18 protein-coding genes and 1 pseudogene are annotated in these 20126 nt (G+C 36.5%); 12 read left to right on the top strand and 7 right to left on the bottom strand.

Annotation, left to right across the window (positions count from 1 at the left end; genetic code table 11):
• Nucleotides 1–215 precede the first annotated feature (215 nt).
• The 9 genes from H346_RS0107555 to H346_RS0107515 all read left to right on the top strand — a co-directional run bounded on the left by H346_RS0107555 (nucleotide 216) and on the right by H346_RS0107515 (nucleotide 13275).
• A complete protein-coding gene (locus H346_RS0107555) occupies nucleotides 216–986 on the top strand; it encodes a formate/nitrite transporter family protein (protein WP_027970545.1) in 771 nt (256 codons plus the stop codon).
• A gap of 109 nt (nucleotides 987–1095) precedes the next feature.
• Complete coding sequence (pbp2b, locus tag H346_RS0107550; protein WP_027970544.1) at nucleotides 1096–3150, top strand: penicillin-binding protein PBP2B; 2055 nt, start codon at nucleotides 1096–1098, stop codon at nucleotides 3148–3150.
• An 11-nt stretch (nucleotides 3151–3161) separates the two neighbouring features.
• The gene (gene recR / locus H346_RS0107545; RefSeq protein WP_027970543.1) at nucleotides 3162–3758 is read left to right on the top strand and encodes a recombination mediator RecR; all 597 of its coding nucleotides are present in this window, start codon (nucleotides 3162–3164) and stop codon (nucleotides 3756–3758) included.
• 178 nt (nucleotides 3759–3936) lie between these two features.
• Nucleotides 3937–4983, top strand: coding sequence for a D-alanine--D-alanine ligase (locus tag H346_RS0107540; RefSeq protein WP_027970542.1), 1047 nt, complete (start codon nucleotides 3937–3939; stop codon nucleotides 4981–4983).
• A gap of 336 nt (nucleotides 4984–5319) precedes the next feature.
• Nucleotides 5320–6705: a UDP-N-acetylmuramoyl-tripeptide--D-alanyl-D-alanine ligase gene (locus H346_RS0107535; RefSeq protein ID WP_027970541.1), complete on the top strand. Its 1386-nt coding sequence runs from the start codon at nucleotides 5320–5322 to the stop codon at nucleotides 6703–6705.
• A gap of 82 nt (nucleotides 6706–6787) precedes the next feature.
• Nucleotides 6788–7483 (top strand): TMEM164-related integral membrane acyltransferase, encoded by a 696-nt coding sequence (locus tag H346_RS0107530; RefSeq protein WP_027970540.1) that lies wholly within the window; start codon nucleotides 6788–6790, stop codon nucleotides 7481–7483.
• 249 nt (nucleotides 7484–7732) lie between these two features.
• Nucleotides 7733–9277, top strand: a complete 1545-nt coding sequence (locus H346_RS0107525) for a peptide chain release factor 3 (protein ID WP_027970539.1) — start codon at nucleotides 7733–7735, stop codon at nucleotides 9275–9277.
• A gap of 243 nt (nucleotides 9278–9520) precedes the next feature.
• Nucleotides 9521–11137, top strand: coding sequence for a degradosome RNA helicase CshA (gene cshA, locus H346_RS0107520; protein ID WP_027970538.1), 1617 nt, complete (start codon nucleotides 9521–9523; stop codon nucleotides 11135–11137).
• 122 nt (nucleotides 11138–11259) lie between these two features.
• Nucleotides 11260–13275 (top strand): KUP/HAK/KT family potassium transporter, encoded by a 2016-nt coding sequence (locus tag H346_RS0107515; protein ID WP_027970537.1) that lies wholly within the window; start codon nucleotides 11260–11262, stop codon nucleotides 13273–13275.
• A 4-nt stretch (nucleotides 13276–13279) separates the two neighbouring features.
• Here the strand turns inward: H346_RS0107515 and H346_RS0107510 are convergent, their stop codons facing one another.
• The gene (locus H346_RS0107510) at nucleotides 13280–13561 is read right to left on the bottom strand and encodes a GIY-YIG nuclease family protein (protein ID WP_027970536.1); all 282 of its coding nucleotides are present in this window, start codon (nucleotides 13559–13561) and stop codon (nucleotides 13280–13282) included.
• Entirely contained in the window at nucleotides 13554–14327 is a 774-nt protein-coding gene (locus H346_RS0107505) for a tRNA1(Val) (adenine(37)-N6)-methyltransferase (protein WP_027970535.1), read from the bottom strand. Before H346_RS0107505 ends, H346_RS0107510 begins: the two co-directional genes overlap by 8 nt.
• Before the next feature lie 207 nt (nucleotides 14328–14534).
• Here H346_RS0107505 and H346_RS0107500 point away from each other — a divergent pair, with 207 nt between their 5' ends.
• Nucleotides 14535–15275, top strand: a complete 741-nt coding sequence (locus tag H346_RS0107500) for a lysophospholipid acyltransferase family protein (protein WP_027970534.1) — start codon at nucleotides 14535–14537, stop codon at nucleotides 15273–15275.
• 8 nt (nucleotides 15276–15283) lie between these two features.
• Here the strand turns inward: H346_RS0107500 and H346_RS09940 are convergent, their stop codons facing one another.
• Entirely contained in the window at nucleotides 15284–15865 is a 582-nt protein-coding gene (locus H346_RS09940) for a hypothetical protein (RefSeq protein WP_051188370.1), read from the bottom strand.
• Between the two features lie 67 nt (nucleotides 15866–15932).
• Here H346_RS09940 and H346_RS10340 point away from each other — a divergent pair.
• Both H346_RS10340 and H346_RS10085 read left to right on the top strand, forming a co-directional pair.
• Nucleotides 15933–16530 (top strand): annotated as a pseudogene (locus tag H346_RS10340) (IS3 family transposase); the annotation flags it as partial.
• 226 nt (nucleotides 16531–16756) lie between these two features.
• On the top strand, nucleotides 16757–18913 hold the full coding sequence (locus H346_RS10085; protein WP_051188369.1) for a Cna B-type domain-containing protein: 2157 nt from the start codon (nucleotides 16757–16759) through the stop codon (nucleotides 18911–18913).
• 229 nt (nucleotides 18914–19142) lie between these two features.
• On the opposite strand, the gene H346_RS10880 is transcribed toward H346_RS10085, so the two are convergent.
• From H346_RS10880 to H346_RS10870, 4 genes are all read right to left on the bottom strand, one after another.
• On the bottom strand, nucleotides 19143–19328 hold the full coding sequence (locus H346_RS10880) for an IS3 family transposase (RefSeq protein ID WP_425262079.1): 186 nt from the start codon (nucleotides 19326–19328) through the stop codon (nucleotides 19143–19145).
• Between the two features lie 107 nt (nucleotides 19329–19435).
• On the bottom strand, nucleotides 19436–19558 hold the full coding sequence (locus tag H346_RS10965) for a hypothetical protein (protein WP_279614481.1): 123 nt from the start codon (nucleotides 19556–19558) through the stop codon (nucleotides 19436–19438).
• Nucleotides 19516–19824 carry an IS3 family transposase gene (locus H346_RS10875; protein WP_083940761.1) on the bottom strand — a complete coding sequence of 103 codons (309 nt, stop codon included), beginning with the start codon at nucleotides 19822–19824 and terminating at the stop codon, nucleotides 19516–19518. The genes H346_RS10965 and H346_RS10875 overlap by 43 nt, the downstream gene beginning before the upstream one ends.
• Before the next feature lie 49 nt (nucleotides 19825–19873).
• A partial coding sequence (locus tag H346_RS10870) for a transposase (protein WP_027970533.1) occupies nucleotides 19874–20126 on the bottom strand: 253 nt, incomplete at its 5' end.

Raw genomic sequence — 20126 nt, 5'->3', positions numbered from 1 at the left:
TCTTTGCTTGAGTTGAGACCAAGTCCAACCTAATTGTCTTAAGTGATAGATCTCGATCTTATCATTATTGTTTAATTTCATAAGAAAAGCACCCCAATCATTAGATTTTGTGTCTAACTTTTGGGGTGCAGTTCATAGTGGAAGGGCTTGTATTTTCTAAAAAAATTGGTATACTAAAAAGTGCATTTGTGAATATGATAACAAAAGGAGTCATAATGAAAACACCCGAACAGATTTTAGAGTCAACTATTCATATTGGAGAACATAAGGTTGCAAAAACTTTCCTTGCTAAGGCTATTCTAGGATTTATTGGCGGGGCAATGATTAGTCTGGGTTATCTGCTTTATGTCAGAGTTGTTGCAAGCGCAATAGGGACCTTTGGCTCTTTTTCTAGTATTTTAGGCGCTTGTGCTTTTCCAATTGGTTTAATTATCATTTTAATGGCTGGTGGCGAATTAATTACAGGTAATATGATGGCAGTGTCGGCGGCTTTTTTTGCTAAGAAAATTAAGGCTAAGGCGCTACTTAGTAATTGGTTAATGATAACGGTGTTTAATGTGATTGGGGCAGTTTTTGTTGCATTTGTTTTTGGACATTTTCTAGGCTTGACCTCAACTGGTATGTTTCGAAAAGAAGTCATTGACGTGGCTCAAGCTAAAATAGCGGCGACCCCTTTGCAAGCGATTGTGTCAGGAATTGGTTGTAACTGGTTTGTTGGCTTAGCCCTTTGGCTTTGTTATGGCGCTAATGATGCAACGGGTAAACTTCTTGGAACTTGGTTTCCTGTAATGACATTTGTAGCTCTTGGTTTTCAGCATAGCGTGGCAAATGCTTTTGTTATCCCTGCTGCTATTTTTGAAGGTGGTGCTACTTGGTTAGACTTTATTCTTAATTTTATTTTTGTCTATGCAGGTAATATTATAGGTGGTGCTCTTTTTGTCAGTTTCTTTTATTTTAGAGCTTATTATCATCCAGAAAGAACCTAATTAAATACAGAAAAACTTTTTAGACTGGGACGACCTTATTCCCAGTCTTCTTTTTGTAATTTATGATAAAATAAGAAACGAGGTTAAAAAGGAGGTCTAAAGATATTTAATGGCATTACTCATCAAAAAGCAAAAAGCAAGTATTCCAAGACGCCTTCATCTCCTTTTTTTGATTATTGTTTTGTTATTTGTAGGGCTTATTTTTAGATTAGCCTATATGCAAATTTACAACAAAGCATTTTACGTGACCAAATTGAAGTCTGCAACCGTCTATAAAGTCAAGGTTGCTAAGTCTAGGGGAAAGATTTTTGACCATACCGGTAAAGTTCTTGTTTCAAATACAACCAAAAATGTGATAACTTACACTAGGGGTCCCAAGACGAATGCGAAGGAAATCAAGGAGTTAGCAAAAAACTTAGCAACTTATGTGGTTTATCCCGATGCTAGGGTGACTAGTCGGGCTAAGAGGGATTTTTACTTGGCTGACCCTGAGGTCTATGCAAGGGTCATCAAATCTTTACCTAAAAAAGAAATTGTTGATCGTTATGGTAATCGATTAACGGAAGCGACCATTTACGCAAATGCTGTGGCATCTTTGAAAGAAAGTGACCTCAAGTATTCGGATGAAGAGCTAAAAGTTATTGCTATTTTTAATCAAATGAATAGAGCAGCTGTTTTTAATACTGTTAATCTAAGAACAGAACATCTAACAGATCAAACCATTGCTATGATTTTAGCCAATAAAGCAAAACTCCCAGGAATTTCTGTGGGAACAGATTGGGAGCGTCATATCGAAAAAACGAGTTTGGCTTCAATTATTGGTAAGGTATCTAGTGAAGAAGCAGGTCTTCCTAAAGAAGAAGTGGATAAGTATCTAAAAAAGGGCTATAGTTTAAATGATCGAGTGGGAACATCTTACCTTGAAAACAAATATGAGTCTGTATTGCAAGGGCGCCACGAAATCAAAGAAATCAAAACCAATAAATCAGGTAAAACAATCTCTGAAAAACAACTTGATAAAGGTGAAAACGGACAAAATCTGAAATTGACGATTTCACTAGATTATCAGCAAGGCGTTGAAGATATTATCAAACGTTATTTTAATGCTGAATTAGCTAGTGGTCAGGCAAATTATTCAGAAGGGATCTATGCTGTTGCCTTAAATCCAAAGACGGGTGCTATCTTAGCCATGTCAGGTTTAACTCACGATAGAGAGACAGGACAAGTTCAAAGCAATGCCTTAAGTACGATTACAGATAGTTTTACCCCTGGGTCAGTTGTCAAAGGGGCAACATTAGCAGCAGGTTGGCAAGCGGGCGTTATTGATGGGAATCAGGTTTTAATAGATCAGTCAATTCAATTTGGAGGTTCTCAGCCGATTAATTCTTGGTTTACGGCTGGTCAATTACCGATTAGTGCCACTCAGGCTTTGGAATATTCATCAAATACTTATATGGTTCAGCTAGCTCTGAAAATGATGGGACAGGATTATTATCCGGGAATGACTTTGACTGAATCAGGCATGAAAAAAACCATGTTATCCTTACGAGCAACTTATGCTGAATTTGGGCTGGGAGTTCCGACAGGAATTGATTTACCAGGAGAATCCACTGGATATTTAACAGGTCATTATACCGTCTCAAATGTCTTAACCGAATCATTCGGGCAGTTTGATACCTATACTCCCATGCAATTAGCACAATATGCTGCAACCATTGCCAATGGTGGTAGCCGTTTAGCACCCCATATTGTGGAAGGCATTTATAACGATAATGGTGGTCAAGGTGTTGGTCAATTGAGCAAGGCAATAAAGACAAGCCTACTCAATAAGGTTAAGTTATCAGGTGACCAACTCGCAATTATTCAAGAGGGTTTTTATCGGGTTGTTAATAGTGGAAGTGCTTATGCTACTGGACGTGAGTTATCAGGTGGACCAATTTCTATTAGTGCTAAAACAGGAACAGCTGAAACCTACACTAAGGATAAAAATGGTCAAGTCATTGGCACTTATAATTTAAGTGTCGTAGCTTATGGTCCAAGTGCTGATGCTAATATTGCTGTAGCCGTCATGTATCCTCATGCCACAAACTCATTAGCTAAAGCCCAACAATATATTGCTAAAGAGATGATCACACTCTACACGGCAATGTCTGAAAAACAATAAAGGAGAATAGAGTGCTTTACCCAACCCCAATTGCAAAATTAATTGAAAGCTATTCCAAACTTCCAGGAATCGGTATTAAAACGGCGACAAGGCTTGCTTTTTATACGATTGGGATGCCAGATGAAGATGTCAATGATTTTGCTAAAAATTTATTAGCAGCCAAGAGGGAATTGACTTATTGTTCTGTCTGTGGCAATCTGACAGATGATGATCCTTGTTGTATTTGTGCGGATACTAGCCGTGATCAAACGACTATTCTTGTTGTGGAAGAGTCCAAATATATTTCTGCCATGGAAAAAATTCAAGAGTATCACGGTTACTATCACGTGCTTCATGGTCTAATTTCTCCGATGAATGGTGTTGGTCCGGACGATATTAACCTAAAAAGTTTAATTAATCGTTTGATGGATGGTAAGGTTACAGAAGTAATCGTTGCCACAAATGCTACAGCAGATGGAGAAGCAACATCTATGTATATTTCACGTGTTTTGAAACCAGCAGGTATTCGAGTGACTCGCTTGGCAAGAGGTCTGGCAGTGGGATCAGATATTGAGTATGCAGATGAAGTTACTTTACTTAGAGCGATTGAAAATCGAACAGAACTCTAAAGGTGGAGACGGTACAGGGATGGAATTGTCGTTTTTCTTGGAAAGGCTGTGGTTCAAGTTCTGATATGTTTTGGTAAATCAGTTATCTTGATAAGGAATGTTATCAGAAGATTTTGAAAAGAATTTTTCTTTTTGCTATAATTAAGGAAGCATTCAATTCAGATAGGAAAGGTTAGCTATGTCTAAACAAACGTTAGTTTTATTATATGGAGGACGCTCTGCTGAACGTGATGTTTCAGTGCTTTCAGCTGAAAGTGTGATGCGAGCTGTCAACTACGATAAGTTTTTCGTTAAAACTTATTTTATTAGTCAGACAGGCCGGTTTATCAAGACCCAAGAATTTTCAGAAAAACCAGCTGAAACAGATCATTTGATGACTAATGAAACCATTCAATTAGATCAAGAAATCAAACCAAGTGATATTTATGATGAAAATGCGGTTGTTTTTCCTGTTTTGCATGGTCCTATGGGAGAAGATGGTTCTATCCAAGGTTTTTTAGAAGTGCTTAAAATGCCCTATGTTGGGACTAATGTCCTATCTTCAAGTGTGGCGATGGACAAAATTACCACAAAACGTGTTCTAGAGTCAACAGGTATTCCACAGGTAGCTTATACGGTCTATATTGAAGGTCAGGATTTGGAGACTTGCTTGTCAGAAACCCTTGCTAAATTGAGTTTTCCGATCTTTGTGAAACCTGCCAATATGGGGTCTTCTGTGGGTATTTCTAAAGCTCAATCAAAAGAAGAATTAAAAGAAGCCATTCAATTAGCATTAACCTACGATAGTCGTATCTTGATTGAACAAGGTGTTGTTGCTAGAGAAATTGAAGTTGGTCTGCTTGGCAATGCTGTCGTCAAGTCAACCCTACCGGGAGAAGTGGTCAAAGATGTTGATTTCTACGACTACCAAGCCAAATACATTGATAATAAGATTACTATGGCCATTCCAGCAGAAATTGATCAAGAAACCATGACAAGCATGCGTGCTTATGCAGAAGCTGCTTTCAAAGCCTTAGGTGGCTGTGGGTTATCACGTTGTGATTTTTTCCTTTGTCAAGATGGTCAAGTCTACCTAAATGAATTGAATACCATGCCAGGCTTCACCCAATGGTCGATGTATCCACTTTTATGGGAGACTATGGGATTGTCTTACGATCATTTGATTGAAGAATTAGTTGCTTTGGCTCAAGAAATGTTCGATAGACGAGAAAGTCATTTAATCTAATCAATAGATGTTGTCAGCTAAAAATAAGGATATTTAGAACAGAGCAAAGACTGATCACATTGCTTTCAAGTTGGATGATGTATTATTCAAATAGGACAATACCTAAAGGCACTCGTTTAAGGCTTAATCAAAGTCTTGCGGCTGCTTTTTCTTTTTACTATAATGGAAATATTTTCCAAATTGTTCATCAGTAATAGTTTTTCCCAGTTTATTTTTAGAAATAGCAGAGTGACAGAGAAGTAGAAATTCTAGAAAATTATCTGATTTTTTGTGCTATAATGGAGAGGAAATTGTAAAAAAACAAGTGTTTTAGAAGAAAAATAAGAGGAAGGTAAGATGAAATTAACCTTACACGAAATTGCAAAAATGGTGGATGCTCAAAATAGTTTGTCTGATTTGGATGACGTTCCTCTGAATCAAATTGAGTTTGACAGCCGCAAGATTACAGAAGGAGACCTTTTTTTACCTTTGAAAGGTGAACGAGATGGTCATGATTTTATTGACTTAGCTTTTGAAAATGGGGCAGTTGCTACTTTTTCAGAAAAAGCATTACCAGGCAGACCTCATTTATTGGTTAAGGATTGTTTAAAAGCCTTTCAAACCTTAGCGCAATATTATATTGATAAAATGCGTGTGGATGTTGTTGCTGTTACAGGTTCAAATGGAAAAACATCTACTAAGGACATGATAGCAGCTGTTTTATCAACCACCTATAAAACCTATAAGACGCAAGGAAATTACAATAACGAAATTGGCTTGCCTTATACTGTTCTTCACATGCCTGAAGAGACCGAAAAAATTGTCCTTGAAATGGGACAAGATCATATGGGAGATATTCATCTCCTTTCGGAGATTGCTAGGCCTCGAATTGCTGTTCTAACCTTAGTTGGAGAAGCGCATTTAGAATATTTTGGTTCCCGTGATCGAATTGCTCAGGGGAAAATGCAGATTGTGGATGGCATGAATTCAGATGGTATTTTAATTGCCCCAGGTGATCCGATTATTGACCCCTACTTACCAGAAAATCAGATGGTGATTCGTTTTGGTGACCAGCAAGAAATTTTTGTTACGGCGATTGAAGAAGAGAAATATCATCTGACCTTTAAAACAAATGTTTTATCAACTCCTGTTACCTTACCTTTATCAGGAAAATATAATGCTATTAATGCTATGCTTGCTGCCTATGTTGGTAAGCTATTGGCTGTAGCAGATGATGATATTATGGCAGCTTTAGAATCTATTCAACTAACAGGTAATCGTACGGAGTGGAAAAAAGCTGCTAATGGGGCGGATATTTTATCAGATGTCTACAACGCTAACCCAACAGCAATGCGCTTAATTTTAGAAACTTTCACAAATATTTCTAAAAATCCTAATGGTAAAAAGATTGCTGTTTTAGCAGATATGAAAGAACTAGGAAAAGAGTCAGTAGCTTTACATTCTCAATTAATAACCAGTTTATCACCAAAAATGATTGATCAACTAATTTTTTATGGTGATGATATTCAAGAACTGGCTCAATTAGCGAGTCAAAAGTACCCAGTTTGCAATGTTCATTTTTTCCAAAAAAATAGTCAAGAAGATCAGTTTGAGGCGATGCAAAAGTATGTTCAAGAAATTCTTGAGCCTTCTGACCAAATCCTGCTTAAAGGTAGTCACTCGATGGCTTTGACAAAACTAGTTGATCAACTAGTGGCGACTAAGACTAGGGAAAATTACTAATCTTGCTTAGAAAAAGTACCAGACAAAGACTTGTTCTCTCATTCAGATTAGGGTATAATGAAGAACGTAGAAAGGGATGGTTATGGATTTTTTTGCAATTGCCCCAATTGGGTTACCTCACACCTCGCTTGTTTTTTACTTGTCATCGATTTTAATAGCTCTGTTGCTCGTATTTTTGACCTTTCAAACTTATAAGTCAAAATCTTATCGCTATTTTTTCTTAGCATTACAGTTATCACAGTTGATTGGTCTATATACTTGGTATGCACTTAGAGGATTTCCATTAAATGAAGCGTTACCATTATATCATTGTCGCATTGCCATGTTAGCAATCTTTTTCTTACCAGATAGAAATAGCTTCAAACAGTTATTTATGATAATGGGAATAGGTGGAACCTTTTTAGCACTTTTGTCACCAGATTTGTATCCTTACAAATTATGGCATGTCGCCAATGTTGCTTTTTATTTAGGACACTATGCGCTTTTGGTTAATGGGTTAATTTATTTATTACGTTTTTATAATCCAAGTCAGCTAAGACCAGCATTGGTTTTACGTTATTTTGCGACAGTTAACTTTGTTTTGCTTCTAGTTAGTCTTGCTACTAAGGGAAACTATGGTTTTGTTATGGATATACCTATCATTCATACACATCATTTGCTTTTGAATTTTGTGATTGTTACGGGAGGTTTGACGAGTATGGTTAAACTGATTGAATGGACTTATCTAAAATTTGGGGAAGCTTATCGGTTAGATTTGGTATTTTCTAAGGAAAAGTAAGTCATTGAAAAAGCAGCTAAATTTAGCTATAATAAAAAGGGTTTGGGATACGATTTCCAAACTCAATTTTTTTAGAAAAAAAGATTAGCTTTTCGTAGAGACGGCAGGATAAATATTGCGTTTTTGGGCTAATGGTTTGTGGAGAGTGAGCAATGTAGCGTAAAGGTGTTTTAAATCAAAATTATATCATCTCTAATGAAACATGATCAGAGTGGAAACTCTGCTAATTTAACAAACAAGGAAAAGAAAATGTCACTTACAGAAGAAATAAAAAAGCGTCGCACCTTTGCCATCATCAGCCACCCAGATGCTGGTAAAACAACTATTACTGAACAACTCCTCTATTTTGGAGGTGAAATTCGTGAAGCCGGAACAGTTAAAGGGAAGAAATCGGGGCAGTTTGCAAAGTCAGACTGGATGGCTATTGAAAAACAACGTGGCATCTCTGTGACCTCATCTGTGATGCAGTTTGACTATGCCGGTAAACGGGTTAATATTCTTGATACGCCAGGACACGAAGATTTTTCTGAGGATACCTATCGTACACTTATGGCGGTAGATGCAGCCGTTATGGTGGTTGATTCTGCTAAGGGGATTGAAGCGCAAACGAAAAAATTATTCGAGGTTGTTAAACACCGCAATATTCCAGTGTTCACCTTTATTAACAAATTGGATCGTGATGGTCGTGAACCACTAGACCTTTTGGAAGAATTAGAGGAAGTGCTTGGAATTGCTTCTTATCCAATGAATTGGCCAATTGGTATGGGACGTGCTTTTGAAGGATTATACGACTTGTATAATAACCGTCTGGAACTTTATAAAGGTGAACAGCGTTTTGTCGATTTAGAAGAGGGAGCCGGCATTTTTGCTAAAAATCCATTTTATGAGCAAGTTTTAGAGGATATTGAGCTCCTTGAAGAAGCTGGCAATGCGTTTTCGCAGCAAGCTATTTTAGACGGGAAATTGACTCCTGTTTTCTTTGGTTCTGCTCTAACTAATTTTGGTGTGCAGACCTTTCTTGATACCTTTTTAGACTTTGCTCCAGAACCTCATGGTCATAAAACGACAAAAGATAGTGTAATTGATCCCCTCAATAAGGATTTTTCAGGATTTGTTTTTAAAATTCAAGCCAATATGGATCCCAAACACCGTGATAGAATTGCCTTTGTTCGTATTGTTTCAGGTGAATTTCAAAAAGGAATGGCGATCAACTTAACACGCACTGGTAAGGGAGCCAAATTATCAAATGTTACCCAGTTTATGGCAGATTCTCGTGAAAATGTTCAAAGTGCCGTGGCAGGTGATATTATTGGGGTTTATGATACGGGCACGTATCAAGTTGGTGATACACTAACAGTTGGAAAGAACAAGTTTGAATTTGAGCCCCTACCAACCTTTACGCCAGAAATATTTATGAAAGTGTCTCCTAAAAATGTAATGAAACAAAAATCTTTCCACAAAGGAATGGAACAATTGGTGCAAGAGGGAGCTGTTCAACTTTATAAGAATTATCAGACCGGTGAGTATATGCTTGGTGCTGTCGGTCAACTTCAGTTTGAAGTTTTTAAACATCGGATGGAAAGCGAATACAATGCTGAAGTCATTATGACCCCGATGGGTAAAAAAACGGTTCGTTGGATTTCTGAAACAGACTTAGATCAACGCATGTCATCAAGTCGCAATATTTTAGCAAAAGATCGCTTTGATCAGCCAGTTTTTCTGTTTGAAAATGATTTTGCTCTTCGGTGGTTTGCCGATAAGTATCCGGATGTCAAACTAGAAGAAAAAATGTAGTAACAGATTAGGTATTTCTAAGACACATTTTTAGTTTTCTGAACCTATTGCAAGGTAAGTATCCCAAACTTTATTTTAGGACACTTCGTTTTTTCTTATGAAAACGTATTATTAGCTAGATTAGCAAGATTGCCTATCTTTTTAGTTTTAATTATGTTACACTAGATGGGTTGTTAATCGAACGACAAATATTAAAAGGCTTATAAGGCAGCTTCGCACTGCTTTTTTAGAAAAGAGAAACAATTGAAATTTACAGAATTTAACTTATCAGAAGACATCCAATCAGCTGTGGTAACAGCCGGTTTTGAGAAAGCATCTCCAATTCAGGAAATGACTATTCCGCTCGCATTGGAAGGTAGGGATGTCATTGGTCAGGCGCAGACGGGTACTGGAAAAACAGCTGCATTTGGTCTACCAACCTTGAATAAGATTCGCACGAATGACAATATCATTCAAGCGTTAGTTATTGCACCAACCCGTGAATTGGCTGTGCAAAGTCAGGAAGAGTTATTCCGGTTTGGTCGTGATAAAGGTGTTAAAGTTCGCTCAGTTTATGGTGGATCAAGCATTGAAAAACAGATTAAGGCTCTTAAATCGGGTGCACACATTGTTGTTGGTACACCAGGGCGTTTATTGGACCTTATTAAGCGCAAAGCTTTAAAATTGGACCACGTTGAAACACTTATTTTGGATGAAGCAGATGAAATGCTTAATATGGGATTCTTAGAGGATATTGAAGCCATTATTAGTCGTGTCCCAGTAGAGCGTCAAACCTTGTTATTTTCAGCAACTATGCCAGCACCGATTAAACAAATTGGTGTCAAGTTCATGAAGAATCCTGAACATGTTCAAATTAAAAACAAAGAATTGACGAATGTTAACGTCGACCAATACTACGTTCGTGTTAAAGAACAAGAAAAATTTGATACAATGACACGCCTTATGGATGTTGATCAACCGGAATTATCAATCGTGTTTGGTCGTACCAAGCGTCGTGTTGATGAAATTACCCGTGGTTTAAAATTGCGTGGTTTCCGTGCAGAAGGAATTCATGGTGACTTAGATCAAAATAAACGTCTCCGTGTTATCCGTGATTTTAAAGGTGACCAGATTGATATTTTAGTAGCAACAGATGTGGCTGCGCGTGGACTTGATATTTCAGGTGTAACACACGTTTATAACTACGATATTCCCCAAGACCCAGAAAGTTATGTTCACCGTATTGGTCGTACAGGTCGTGCTGGTAAATCAGGCGAATCAATTACCTTTGTTTCACCTAATGAGATGGGATATTTGACTATAATTGAGAATTTAACCAAAAAGCAAATGAAGCCTCTTAAGCCAGCAACAGCCGAAGAAGCTTTCCAAGCCAAGAAAAAAGTAGCTTTGAAGAAGATTGAACGTGATTTTGCCGATGAAACCATCCGTTCTAACTTTGATAAGTTTAAAGGTGATGCTATTCAGTTAGCTGCAGAATTTACTCCTGAAGAACTTGCTTTATATATTCTTAGTTTAACTGTTCAAGACCCAGACACCTTACCAGAAGTTGAGATTGCACGTGAAAAACCATTACCATTTAAATATGTTGGTGGAGGACATGGCAATAAAACCGGTAAAGGCGGACGTGGACGTGATAATCGTAGTCGTGGCGGACGTGAAGGCGATCGTCGTAGTGGCGGATACCGTGGTAAACGTAAAGAGGGTGAAGGTCGCAGTCGTGACAAACGTGATGGGCATGATGGCAGTGGTAACCGTGACTTTAAACGTAAATCAAAACGTAACACCAAGGACTTTCACAATAAAAATAGTAAATCTGATAACAAAACCGGTGGCTTTGTGATTCGTCACAAAGGTGAATAACGATTTATGAGCTGATTAGAGTCAGCTCTTTTTAATTTTCTGAAAATGTTGCTTTTGTGATTGAATCTGTTATAATGGTTTCAGCCATTTTGCGGCACTTTTTTATTAGGAGGAAGATTGGGATGTCTGATGCCCATCATACAGCTTTTGATAAAGCATCGAAAGCTGGTTTTATTATTGCTTTAGGAATTGTTTACGGTGACATCGGAACAAGTCCCCTTTATACCATGCAATCCTTGGTAGAAAATCAAGGTGGTCTAGCACAAGTTTCAGAAACCTTTATTTTAGGAGCCGTTTCCTTAATTATATGGACCTTGACTTTAATCACAACGATTAAGTATGTCTTGATTGCCCTAAAGGCAGATAACCATCGTGAAGGTGGGATTTTTTCCTTATTTACCTTGGTACGAAAAATGTCCAAATGGTTAATTATTCCTGCCATGATTGGAGGGGCTACTCTTCTATCTGACGGTGCCCTAACTCCAGCTGTGACCGTAACTTCGGCTATTGAAGGTTTGAAAGCTGTTTCTGGTCTTAGTCAGATTTACCAAAACCAAACCAATGTGATTATCACAACATTAGTGATTCTAATGATTCTCTTTGGTATTCAACGATTTGGAACGGGATTTATTGGAAAAATATTTGGTCCAGTCATGTTTTTGTGGTTTAGTTTTCTTGGAATCAGTGGATTGCTAAATACATTAGGGCATTTGGAAATTCTTAAAGCTATTAATCCTTATTATGCCTTGCATTTGCTTTTTAGTCCTGAGAACCATCAAGGTATTTTTATTCTAGGATCGATTTTCCTAGCAACGACAGGAGCAGAGGCTCTCTATTCTGATTTGGGGCATGTTGGGCGGGGCAATATTTATGTGAGTTGGCCTTTTGTTAAGCTTTGCATTGTTCTATCTTACTGTGGACAGGCGGCTTGGATTCTGGCAAATAAAAACTCAGGTATTGAACTCAATCCTTTCTTTGCCAGTGTGCCTTCTCAGTTAACTGTTTATGTTGTTGTTCTAGCAACCTTGGCAGCTATTATTGCCTCACAAGCCTTAATTTCAGGTTCTTTTACCTTAGTATCTGAAGCCATGCGTTTAAAAATTTTCCCTTTATTTAAGGTGACTTATCCTGGGGATAATTTAGGACAACTTTATGTCCCCGTGATTAATTGGTTGTTATTTGTAGTGACTTCTTGTACGGTATTGTATTTTAAAACATCTGCTCACATGGAAGCAGCCTATGGTCTTGCGATTACTATTACAATGTTGATGACGACTATCCTCTTAAATTATTATTTGATCAAGGAAGGAACAAAGCCTTTCTTAGCCCACCTTGTCATGGTATTCTTTGCCTTGATTGAATTTGTTTTCTTCTGGGCATCTGCTGTCAAATTCATGCATGGTGGTTATGTGGTTGTCATCTTAGCCCTAGCCATTGTGTTTGTCATGTTTATTTGGCATGCAGGGACATGCATTGTTTTCAAGTATGTTAAGTCTTTGAATTTGAATGACTACAAGGATCAGATTAAACAACTTCGAGATGACTGGCGCCTTGACATTTATCAAACGAATGTGGTTTACCTTTCCAATAGGATGCAAGATCATTTGATTGACCGTTCGATTTTATATTCCATTTTGGATAAACGCCCTAAGCGAGCACAAGTTTATTGGTTTGTCAATGTTCGTGTGACTGACGAGCCTTATACTGCCAAATATAAGGTTGATATGATGGAAACAGATTATATGGTACGTATTGAACTTTATCTTGGTTTTAGAATGCCACAAGCAGTGCCTCGCTACCTGAGAACAATTGTTCAGGATTTGATGGAAAGTGGTCGCTTACCAAGACAAGAACAAGAATATACCATTACACCTGGTCGTGATGTTGGAGATTTTCGATTTGTACTAATTGAAGAAACGATTTCAAATGCTCGCCAACTGAGTCATTTTGAACGCTTTGTTATGCAAACAAAGGCTAGTATTAAACATGCTACAGCTAGTCCTCTGCGTTGGTTTGGTCTTCAGTATTCAGAAGTGACGGTTGAGGTCGTGCCATTGATGTTATCAGACGTTTTGAAGCTACCAATCAAAGAAGTAGTGGTTGATAATGCTAATATAGTAGAATATAAAACCCACTGAGATCTTAGGTCTCAATGGGTTCCTTTTTTTGTTGGCTAGCAATGTAAGCTAATTTTTGAAATCTTGTTTTTCGTTTTTTAAATAAGGCTTCGGCACTCATGGCAGCTTCCTTGCTATCAAAAGATTCATAGTATAGTAAAGAAACAGGAAGGCGATGTCGTGTGTATTTAGCTCCCTTACCAGCATTATGTGTTTTTAAACGTTTCTCTAAATCTGTAGTGTAGCCTGTGTATAAGGTTTTGTCTGCACATTCTAAAACGTACATATAGGCTGATTTATTAGTCATTAACAGGTTCTCCTTGGGAATTTATCCCAAAATAAGTATGGAAAATAGTATCTGTGTAATCGCCATTTTCCTGATGAACAATCAAAGGTGGTAAGATTTTCATTCCTTCAATAGAGCCATCTTTAATAGCTTCAATAAGCAACATGTTGGCATCTTTGCCCAGTTTGGGATAAACAAATTGTACCCTTTTAGGGGCAAGACCATTGGTTCTTAGACTGTCAATAATTTCTAAAAAACGGTCTGGTCGATGAACCATAGCAAGACGCCCATTTGATTTTAGCGCATGACGAGCCACTTGGCAGATTTCCTCTAAATTAGTTGTGATTTCATGGCGTGCTAACAGGTAATGTTCAGAAACATTTTTCTTAGAGGTTTTATGACTTTTAAAATAGGGAGGATTGCAGAGTATCAAATCAACACCAGACCGTGGTACATGATGAAGAAGATTTTTCAAGTCATCACAAATCATAGTGACCTGCTCTTCAAGCTGGTTGAGTTGAATAGAACGCTGCCCCATATCAGCTAGTCGCTTTTGCAATTCTATCTCCAAGACGTTTGCCTTGGTTCTAGTGCTTGCAAATAAGCCAATGGCACCATTTCCAGAACACAAATCAACAATTAACCCTCGTGACGGCATTTTGGGAAAACGTGACAAGAGGACACTGTCAATAGAGTAGCTAAAAACATCCTTATTTTGAATAATACGAACATCACTAGAAAATAATTGATCAATGCGTTCGCCTTCTTTTAAAATTACTTCCATCATGACTGTTATTTTACCATAAAATAGCCTTGAAGAGAAATTTCTAAAGACACATCAAATTGATAAAAGTATTTTGAAAAAAGAGGTGTCGTCTAAAATGGTTTTGAATCTTTTCGTCATGCTTTTACCTTGTATGAAAGGGAATTTTAACTTTCATAAAGCTTTCATTCGTGGTACAATAAATAAAATTACAGCATAAAGGAGATACATGTGTTTTACACTTACTTGCGTGGTTTAGTCGTCTTTTTATTGTGGGTAGTGAATGGAAATGCTCATTATCATCATGAAGATAAAATATTAGATAATTCCGATAATTATATTTTAGTTGCTCCCCATAGAACCTTTTGGGATCCTGTTTATATGGCCTTTGCTGCACGTCCTAAGAAGTTTATTTTCATGGCAAAAAAAGAATTATTTACTAATCGTCTTTTTGCTTGGTGGATTAAAATGTGTGGTGCCTTTCCAATTGATCGTAACAATCCAAGCCCCGATGCTATCCGATACCCAGTTAATATGTTGAAAAAAAGTAATCGTTCTTTGCTTATGTTCCCTAGTGGTAGCCGTCATTCAAATGAGGTCAAAGGAGGTGTAGCGGTTATTGCTAAAATGGCTAAAGTTAAAATTATGCCAGCTGCTTATCAAGGACCGATGACCATTAAAGGCTTACTAGCTGGCCAGCGTGTTGATATGACTTTTGGTAATCCCATTGATGTATCAGACATTAAGCGCATGAATGACGAAGGTATCAATGAGGTGGCGAGTCGTATTCAGGCAGAATTTGATCGTTTGGATAAAGAGTTAACTGCTTTCCAACCAGGAAAAGTCAGAAATTCTTTTACTTATCTCTATCGTTTACCATTGGGGTTTATTCTATTTTTTGTACTATTATTAACCATGTTATTTTCATACTTGGCAAGTTTTATTTGGGATCCAGATAAACACCGTCACTAAAAATACAGTTATAAAATGGGTTTAGGTTGAAGAAAAAGTCTGCTTGGGATTTTTTCTTCAACCTTTTTTAATTTTGTTCCACTCATCATAGCAATTTTTTCAAGTGTTTTTTGAGAAATATCTAATGCATAGTGATCATCAAGATAATTTGCTACATTTTCTAAAGATTTATCATCTTCTACAGAAATGTTTATATTTTTTCTGTTTAAGAAGGCATTTATAACAATGCTGATCCATTCCTTTGCCTTTGCTTCAAAAAATATTTCAGCAGCAGGGGAGACCATATGGCAGTTCAAAATATCTTTTGCGATAGGTTCTAAAGCATTTATTATAGTAGTTTTTGTATTTTGGAAAATATCGGAATATGAGATATCTTCGGTTATTTTCATAGAAGAAAGGGAATCTTCTATCATTTGTTTTTTAAAATTTATAGCAACCCTTAGATAAGGGGAGTTTGCATGCAGTAAAAGACGGTAATTTTTTTTAAAATGATTTGTATTCAAAATATATAAAGAGTTTGCCGATAAGGTTTGATATGGATTGAAGCTTTCACCACTTGCACTGATAATATAAGATGAAGAAAAAGACATTGAATCGGTTACACTAAACTAGACAGCAATTATAAAGTGTTCTACACTAAAGAAACAGGAGAAAAGTATGTCTAGAAAACCCCGTCGTCATTTTACTGATGATTTAAAAAAACAAATCGTCGACCTTCACAATGCAGGAAGGAAACGCAGTGAGCTAATTTCGGAATATGATTTAACGCCGTCGACTTTCGATAAATGGGTCAGACAAGCCAAAACAACAGGTTCATTTAAAACCGTTGATAATCTGACAGATGACCAGCGGAACTGATTGCACTCCGAAAGCGTAATAAAGAACTCGAAATGCAGCTAGATATCCTAAAGCAAGCGGCAGTGATTATGGCACAAAAAGGGAAATAATCACTGCTAACAAGGAAAAATATAGCATTTCAATTATGTGTCGTTGGCTGAATATACCACGCTCCAGCTATTACTATAAAGCTGTCGAGCCAGTATCTGAAGCAGAACTTGAAGCAATGGTGAAACGTATTTTCGTTGAGAGTAAGTCCAGATACGGCGCCAGGAAAATCAAGAAATGTCTAGAAGCTGAAGGTTTGACACTATCTCGCCGTCGAATTCGTCGCATCATGAAGCGTCTCAATCTGACCTCTGTTTATCAAAAAGCAGCCTTCAAACCGCATACCAAAGGGAAAAATGAAGCCCCGATTTTTGTGATCATTTAGCACCAGAGGTAAGTCTTATTCAAAAGTAATAGTTTTTTCTAATACAAGTTACATAATGTTTAAAAATAATTGCCATAATAATGATTATATATGTTAAAAATGTCAAAAGAGGTAGATTTTTCTCGCTATATTTGGTACACTTAAAGGCATATTCTTATTTTATAAAATAAGAGTAACAAAAAATGTAGAAAATTGGGGGATATGATTGAAAATGAATCGTATAATAAAAAATCTGGCTTGTATAATAGTAACATTCGTTATATTAGTAATAAGTCAGGCAGTAAGTAATGTTGGAAGCTACTCTGTATATGCTCAAACAGATATCGTAAAGGATATAACGGTTGATAAGACAGAAATGAATCATTCAGAAAATTTTAATGTGAGTGTGAAATTTGGCGGTGACAATACTAAAGTAATGGATGGACAAAGAGAAGAAATTAGTTTTTCCAGTGATAAAGTTAATATCACGTTACCTGGTGGAGAGATTCCATTGAAAAATACTAATAATGTGGTTCTAGGAACGGTTTCTTTTTCAAATCAAAAGGCAATTGTGACATTTAATAAACAAGCATCTGAATTGCATGATATTAGGGGTGAGTTTACTTTTAGTGTTAGAGGTTACTATACAGGTAATTTTAATGAAAATGGTATGGGAAGTATTACTTTAGAACATAAAAATATCTCAAAAAAAGTGAATGTTCATTTTAAAAAAGGTGGTGATTCAACAGATGAAATCTACTCAAAAAAAGGTGTTTGGACAGATAGTCATAAGGAGGGAAATCGATTAGATTGGATATTTAGATTTAATGCAACACAAAGGGCAACAAATCAAAAAGCCTATACATTTTCAGTTGAAGATCAATTACCAGATACGATGGAATGGGATGTAAAAGCTAATCAATCTAAAAAATATGCCGTTCAATTAGATGGAAAATGGATTAGTTTGGAACAAGCAAAACAACAAGGTATATCGGTTGAATTTGACAAGCAACAACTAAAAATTTCATTAAATCATAAAGAAGGTGCACCGGATTTTCTAGATGCAAAAACTTTAAGAGTACGATTGACAGCTAAAGTTAGAGATCATATTATGAATGATGTCTCTGTGGTACAAGTTGAAAACAGCTCAACTCCTTCTTTAACTGGGCTGGATTGGAAATTCGATAGTTCGTTATTTGCAGATGCTGTTAAAATTGTTCGTAAGAATGGACAAGCAAATGGTACTAAAATTCCAACACTTAAAATTCTAAAAGTATTAAAAGGGACAAAAACTCCTATTCAAGGTGTGGAGTTCACTATAAAAAAACAAAATGGATCAGATATTAAACTACGTCAAGAGAATGGTCAATACATCAGTCAAGGCATGTCTATTGTGTTGAAAACAAATGAAAACGGTGTGGCTTCTGTTAAAGGTCTTGAGACAGGAGATTATATTTTAACCGAAACAAAAGCACCAGATTGGATTGAATTTGATGAGAATAAACCGACGACAAAAGAATTTACCATTTCAAAATCTAAAGAAAATGATGAAGAAATAACAGTAGAAAACACTAGAAAAGTGACAAGTGTTAAAGTTAAAAAAATATGGGAGACAGCAAATAGTGAAAACTTACTAAACATACCAAGTATTAAAGTTAGATTGTATAGAAATAATGAACCTATTTTAGATGAAGTTGAATTAACATCACAAAAGGCGGAGTACGTATGGACTGGATTAGATTTAGCAGATACATCCGGAAATAAGTATGTGTATACTGTAAAAGAAGTAGGGGAAGTTAATGGCTCGGTAAAATTAGGAGATATATGGTATAGAGTAAGTTATAAAGGAAACATGAAAGATGGTTTTACAATAACCAATAGATCAGAAAAGCAATGGACATCAATGGTATCATCAACAAGAGAAATTAAGGTTACTAAAGTATGGAAAAACTATGATGGAAATGTTGAAAATTCTCCTACTGAAAAGATAGTAGTAGAGTTATATAAAGATGGAGTTGCAACTGGAAAGATGCTTGAACTCAATAAAGCCAATAATTGGTCAGGAAGATTCAAAAATCTTGAGGTAGCGGATAAAGTAGACTCTACTAACTACTACAAATATACAGTAAAAGAAGTAGGAGAAAGTGGAAATAAGATTAAATATGGTGGTACATGGTATAAGGTAACTTATGACGGAAACATGAAAGATGGTTTTACAATTAAAAATGAAAAAGAAAGACCATCGATACCGAAGAAAACTAAACAACCTACATCAAAGAATAACCTTCCAAAATCAGGAGATGAAAGCAACCTATTCATGTATGTGGGACTACTATTGGTATTAGGAAGTTTAATAATAGGTATTAAACATGGAAAAAATGTAAAATAAGATGGGTAAGCAATGCAAATTTACTTGTACTTTTAGTGTGAAAGTAAAATGATTAAAAACTTTTTTGTTTCTGTTGTTCAAATAGATAACAGGAAGTTGTTGTATAGAAGTCATGAGGGACTTGTTGTCGTATTGATAACAAATAGGTTCCCTTATAAAAGTAGTTGTATTGAAGTTGAACAGCACCCCAAAAGTTTGAGATAAAGTCTAACTTTTGGGGTTGGACCCGTCAAGAAAAAGTAGACACGAAGTTAATATAATTAATAACTATTTTTTCAAACTCTATTGGCGATTGGTAACCTAGGGTCGAATGGAGACGTTTAGATTTGGAATAGGTTTCAATATATTTAAAGATTTCAAGCTGGGCTTGTTCAATGGTTGCGAAATTTGCATCATTGACAAGCTCTTTTTTAATGTTTTGTAAAAGGATTCCAAGAGTGCATGATCATATGGATTGCCTTTTCGACTCATGCTAGACTTGCATTTTTTCTGCCTAAGGAGTTCTTGAAATCGAACTCCAATTTATTGAGAGCCTTGATCGGTATGGACGATTAACCCTTCTTTAGGTTTTTCTCTATGATAAGCTTGATTGAAAGCATCCGTTACCAACTTATCTTGAATTCGCTCTCCCCATTGCTCAACCAAGTTTCATTTTTAGTTTTTGCTTGAAAATACTGATGACTTAAATTTGGTCGTGTTAACACAGGGCGCCTACAATTATAGTACTTATATTTGTAGCGACTTCCTTTAGTATAGAGACAAAGCTCATGAAGTAGTCTGCCGAGACATTTACGGTTGACCGTTATTTCCTGTCGATAGAGTTCTTGAGTGATTCGGACGCTACCATAGCGTTCTTTATGTTCATAGAAAAATAGTCTTAATGATTCATTGATACTTGAAGCGTTTGACAAGCGTGATTAATAGTCAGGTTAGCGCTATTCTCCTTTAGAAACCGAAACTTTATTTCCGGCTTGTCTTCAAGAAAACCTGAAACTTTTTTAGAAGAGTCAACTGCTTTTGTAGAATCTTATTCTCTTTCTTGAGTTTTTTAATCTCAAATTGGGCATGACAAAGTGCGCTCCCATGTCCTAGAAACGTACTTTCTGCACATTTTTCGTATTCTTGACCCCAGCGATATAAATTATTTGGGTGAATTCCTAAAGTAGAACTAACCATTTTTACAGGCTGCTCTCCCTCGGGAATGAGTTTGACA

This window comes from Streptococcus castoreus DSM 17536, assembly GCF_000425025.1.
In the GTDB taxonomy this organism is placed as follows: domain Bacteria; phylum Bacillota; class Bacilli; order Lactobacillales; family Streptococcaceae; genus Streptococcus; species Streptococcus castoreus.
The sequence above is the reverse complement of the archived record's forward strand: the minus strand, read 5'-3'. Positions and strand labels throughout refer to the sequence as shown.

Excerpts from the sequence above, each read along its gene's own strand:
- H346_RS0107555 (WP_027970545.1), top strand. The coding sequence starts at position 216 with ATGAAAACACCCGAACAGATTTTAGAGTCAACTATTCATATTGGAGAA.
- pbp2b (WP_027970544.1), top strand. The coding sequence starts at position 1,096 with ATGGCATTACTCATCAAAAAGCAAAAAGCAAGTATTCCAAGACGCCTT.
- H346_RS0107540 (WP_027970542.1), top strand. The coding sequence starts at position 3,937 with ATGTCTAAACAAACGTTAGTTTTATTATATGGAGGACGCTCTGCTGAA.
- H346_RS0107535 (WP_027970541.1), top strand. The coding sequence starts at position 5,320 with ATGAAATTAACCTTACACGAAATTGCAAAAATGGTGGATGCTCAAAAT.
- H346_RS0107530 (WP_027970540.1), top strand. The coding sequence starts at position 6,788 with ATGGATTTTTTTGCAATTGCCCCAATTGGGTTACCTCACACCTCGCTT.
- H346_RS0107525 (WP_027970539.1), top strand. The coding sequence starts at position 7,733 with ATGTCACTTACAGAAGAAATAAAAAAGCGTCGCACCTTTGCCATCATC.
- H346_RS0107515 (WP_027970537.1), top strand. The coding sequence starts at position 11,260 with ATGTCTGATGCCCATCATACAGCTTTTGATAAAGCATCGAAAGCTGGT.
- H346_RS0107510 (WP_027970536.1), bottom strand. The coding sequence starts at position 13,561 with ATGACTAATAAATCAGCCTATATGTACGTTTTAGAATGTGCAGACAAA.
- H346_RS0107505 (WP_027970535.1), bottom strand. The coding sequence starts at position 14,327 with ATGATGGAAGTAATTTTAAAAGAAGGCGAACGCATTGATCAATTATTT.
- H346_RS09940 (WP_051188370.1), bottom strand. The coding sequence starts at position 15,865 with ATGTCTTTTTCTTCATCTTATATTATCAGTGCAAGTGGTGAAAGCTTC.
- H346_RS10085 (WP_051188369.1), top strand. The coding sequence starts at position 16,757 with ATGAATCGTATAATAAAAAATCTGGCTTGTATAATAGTAACATTCGTT.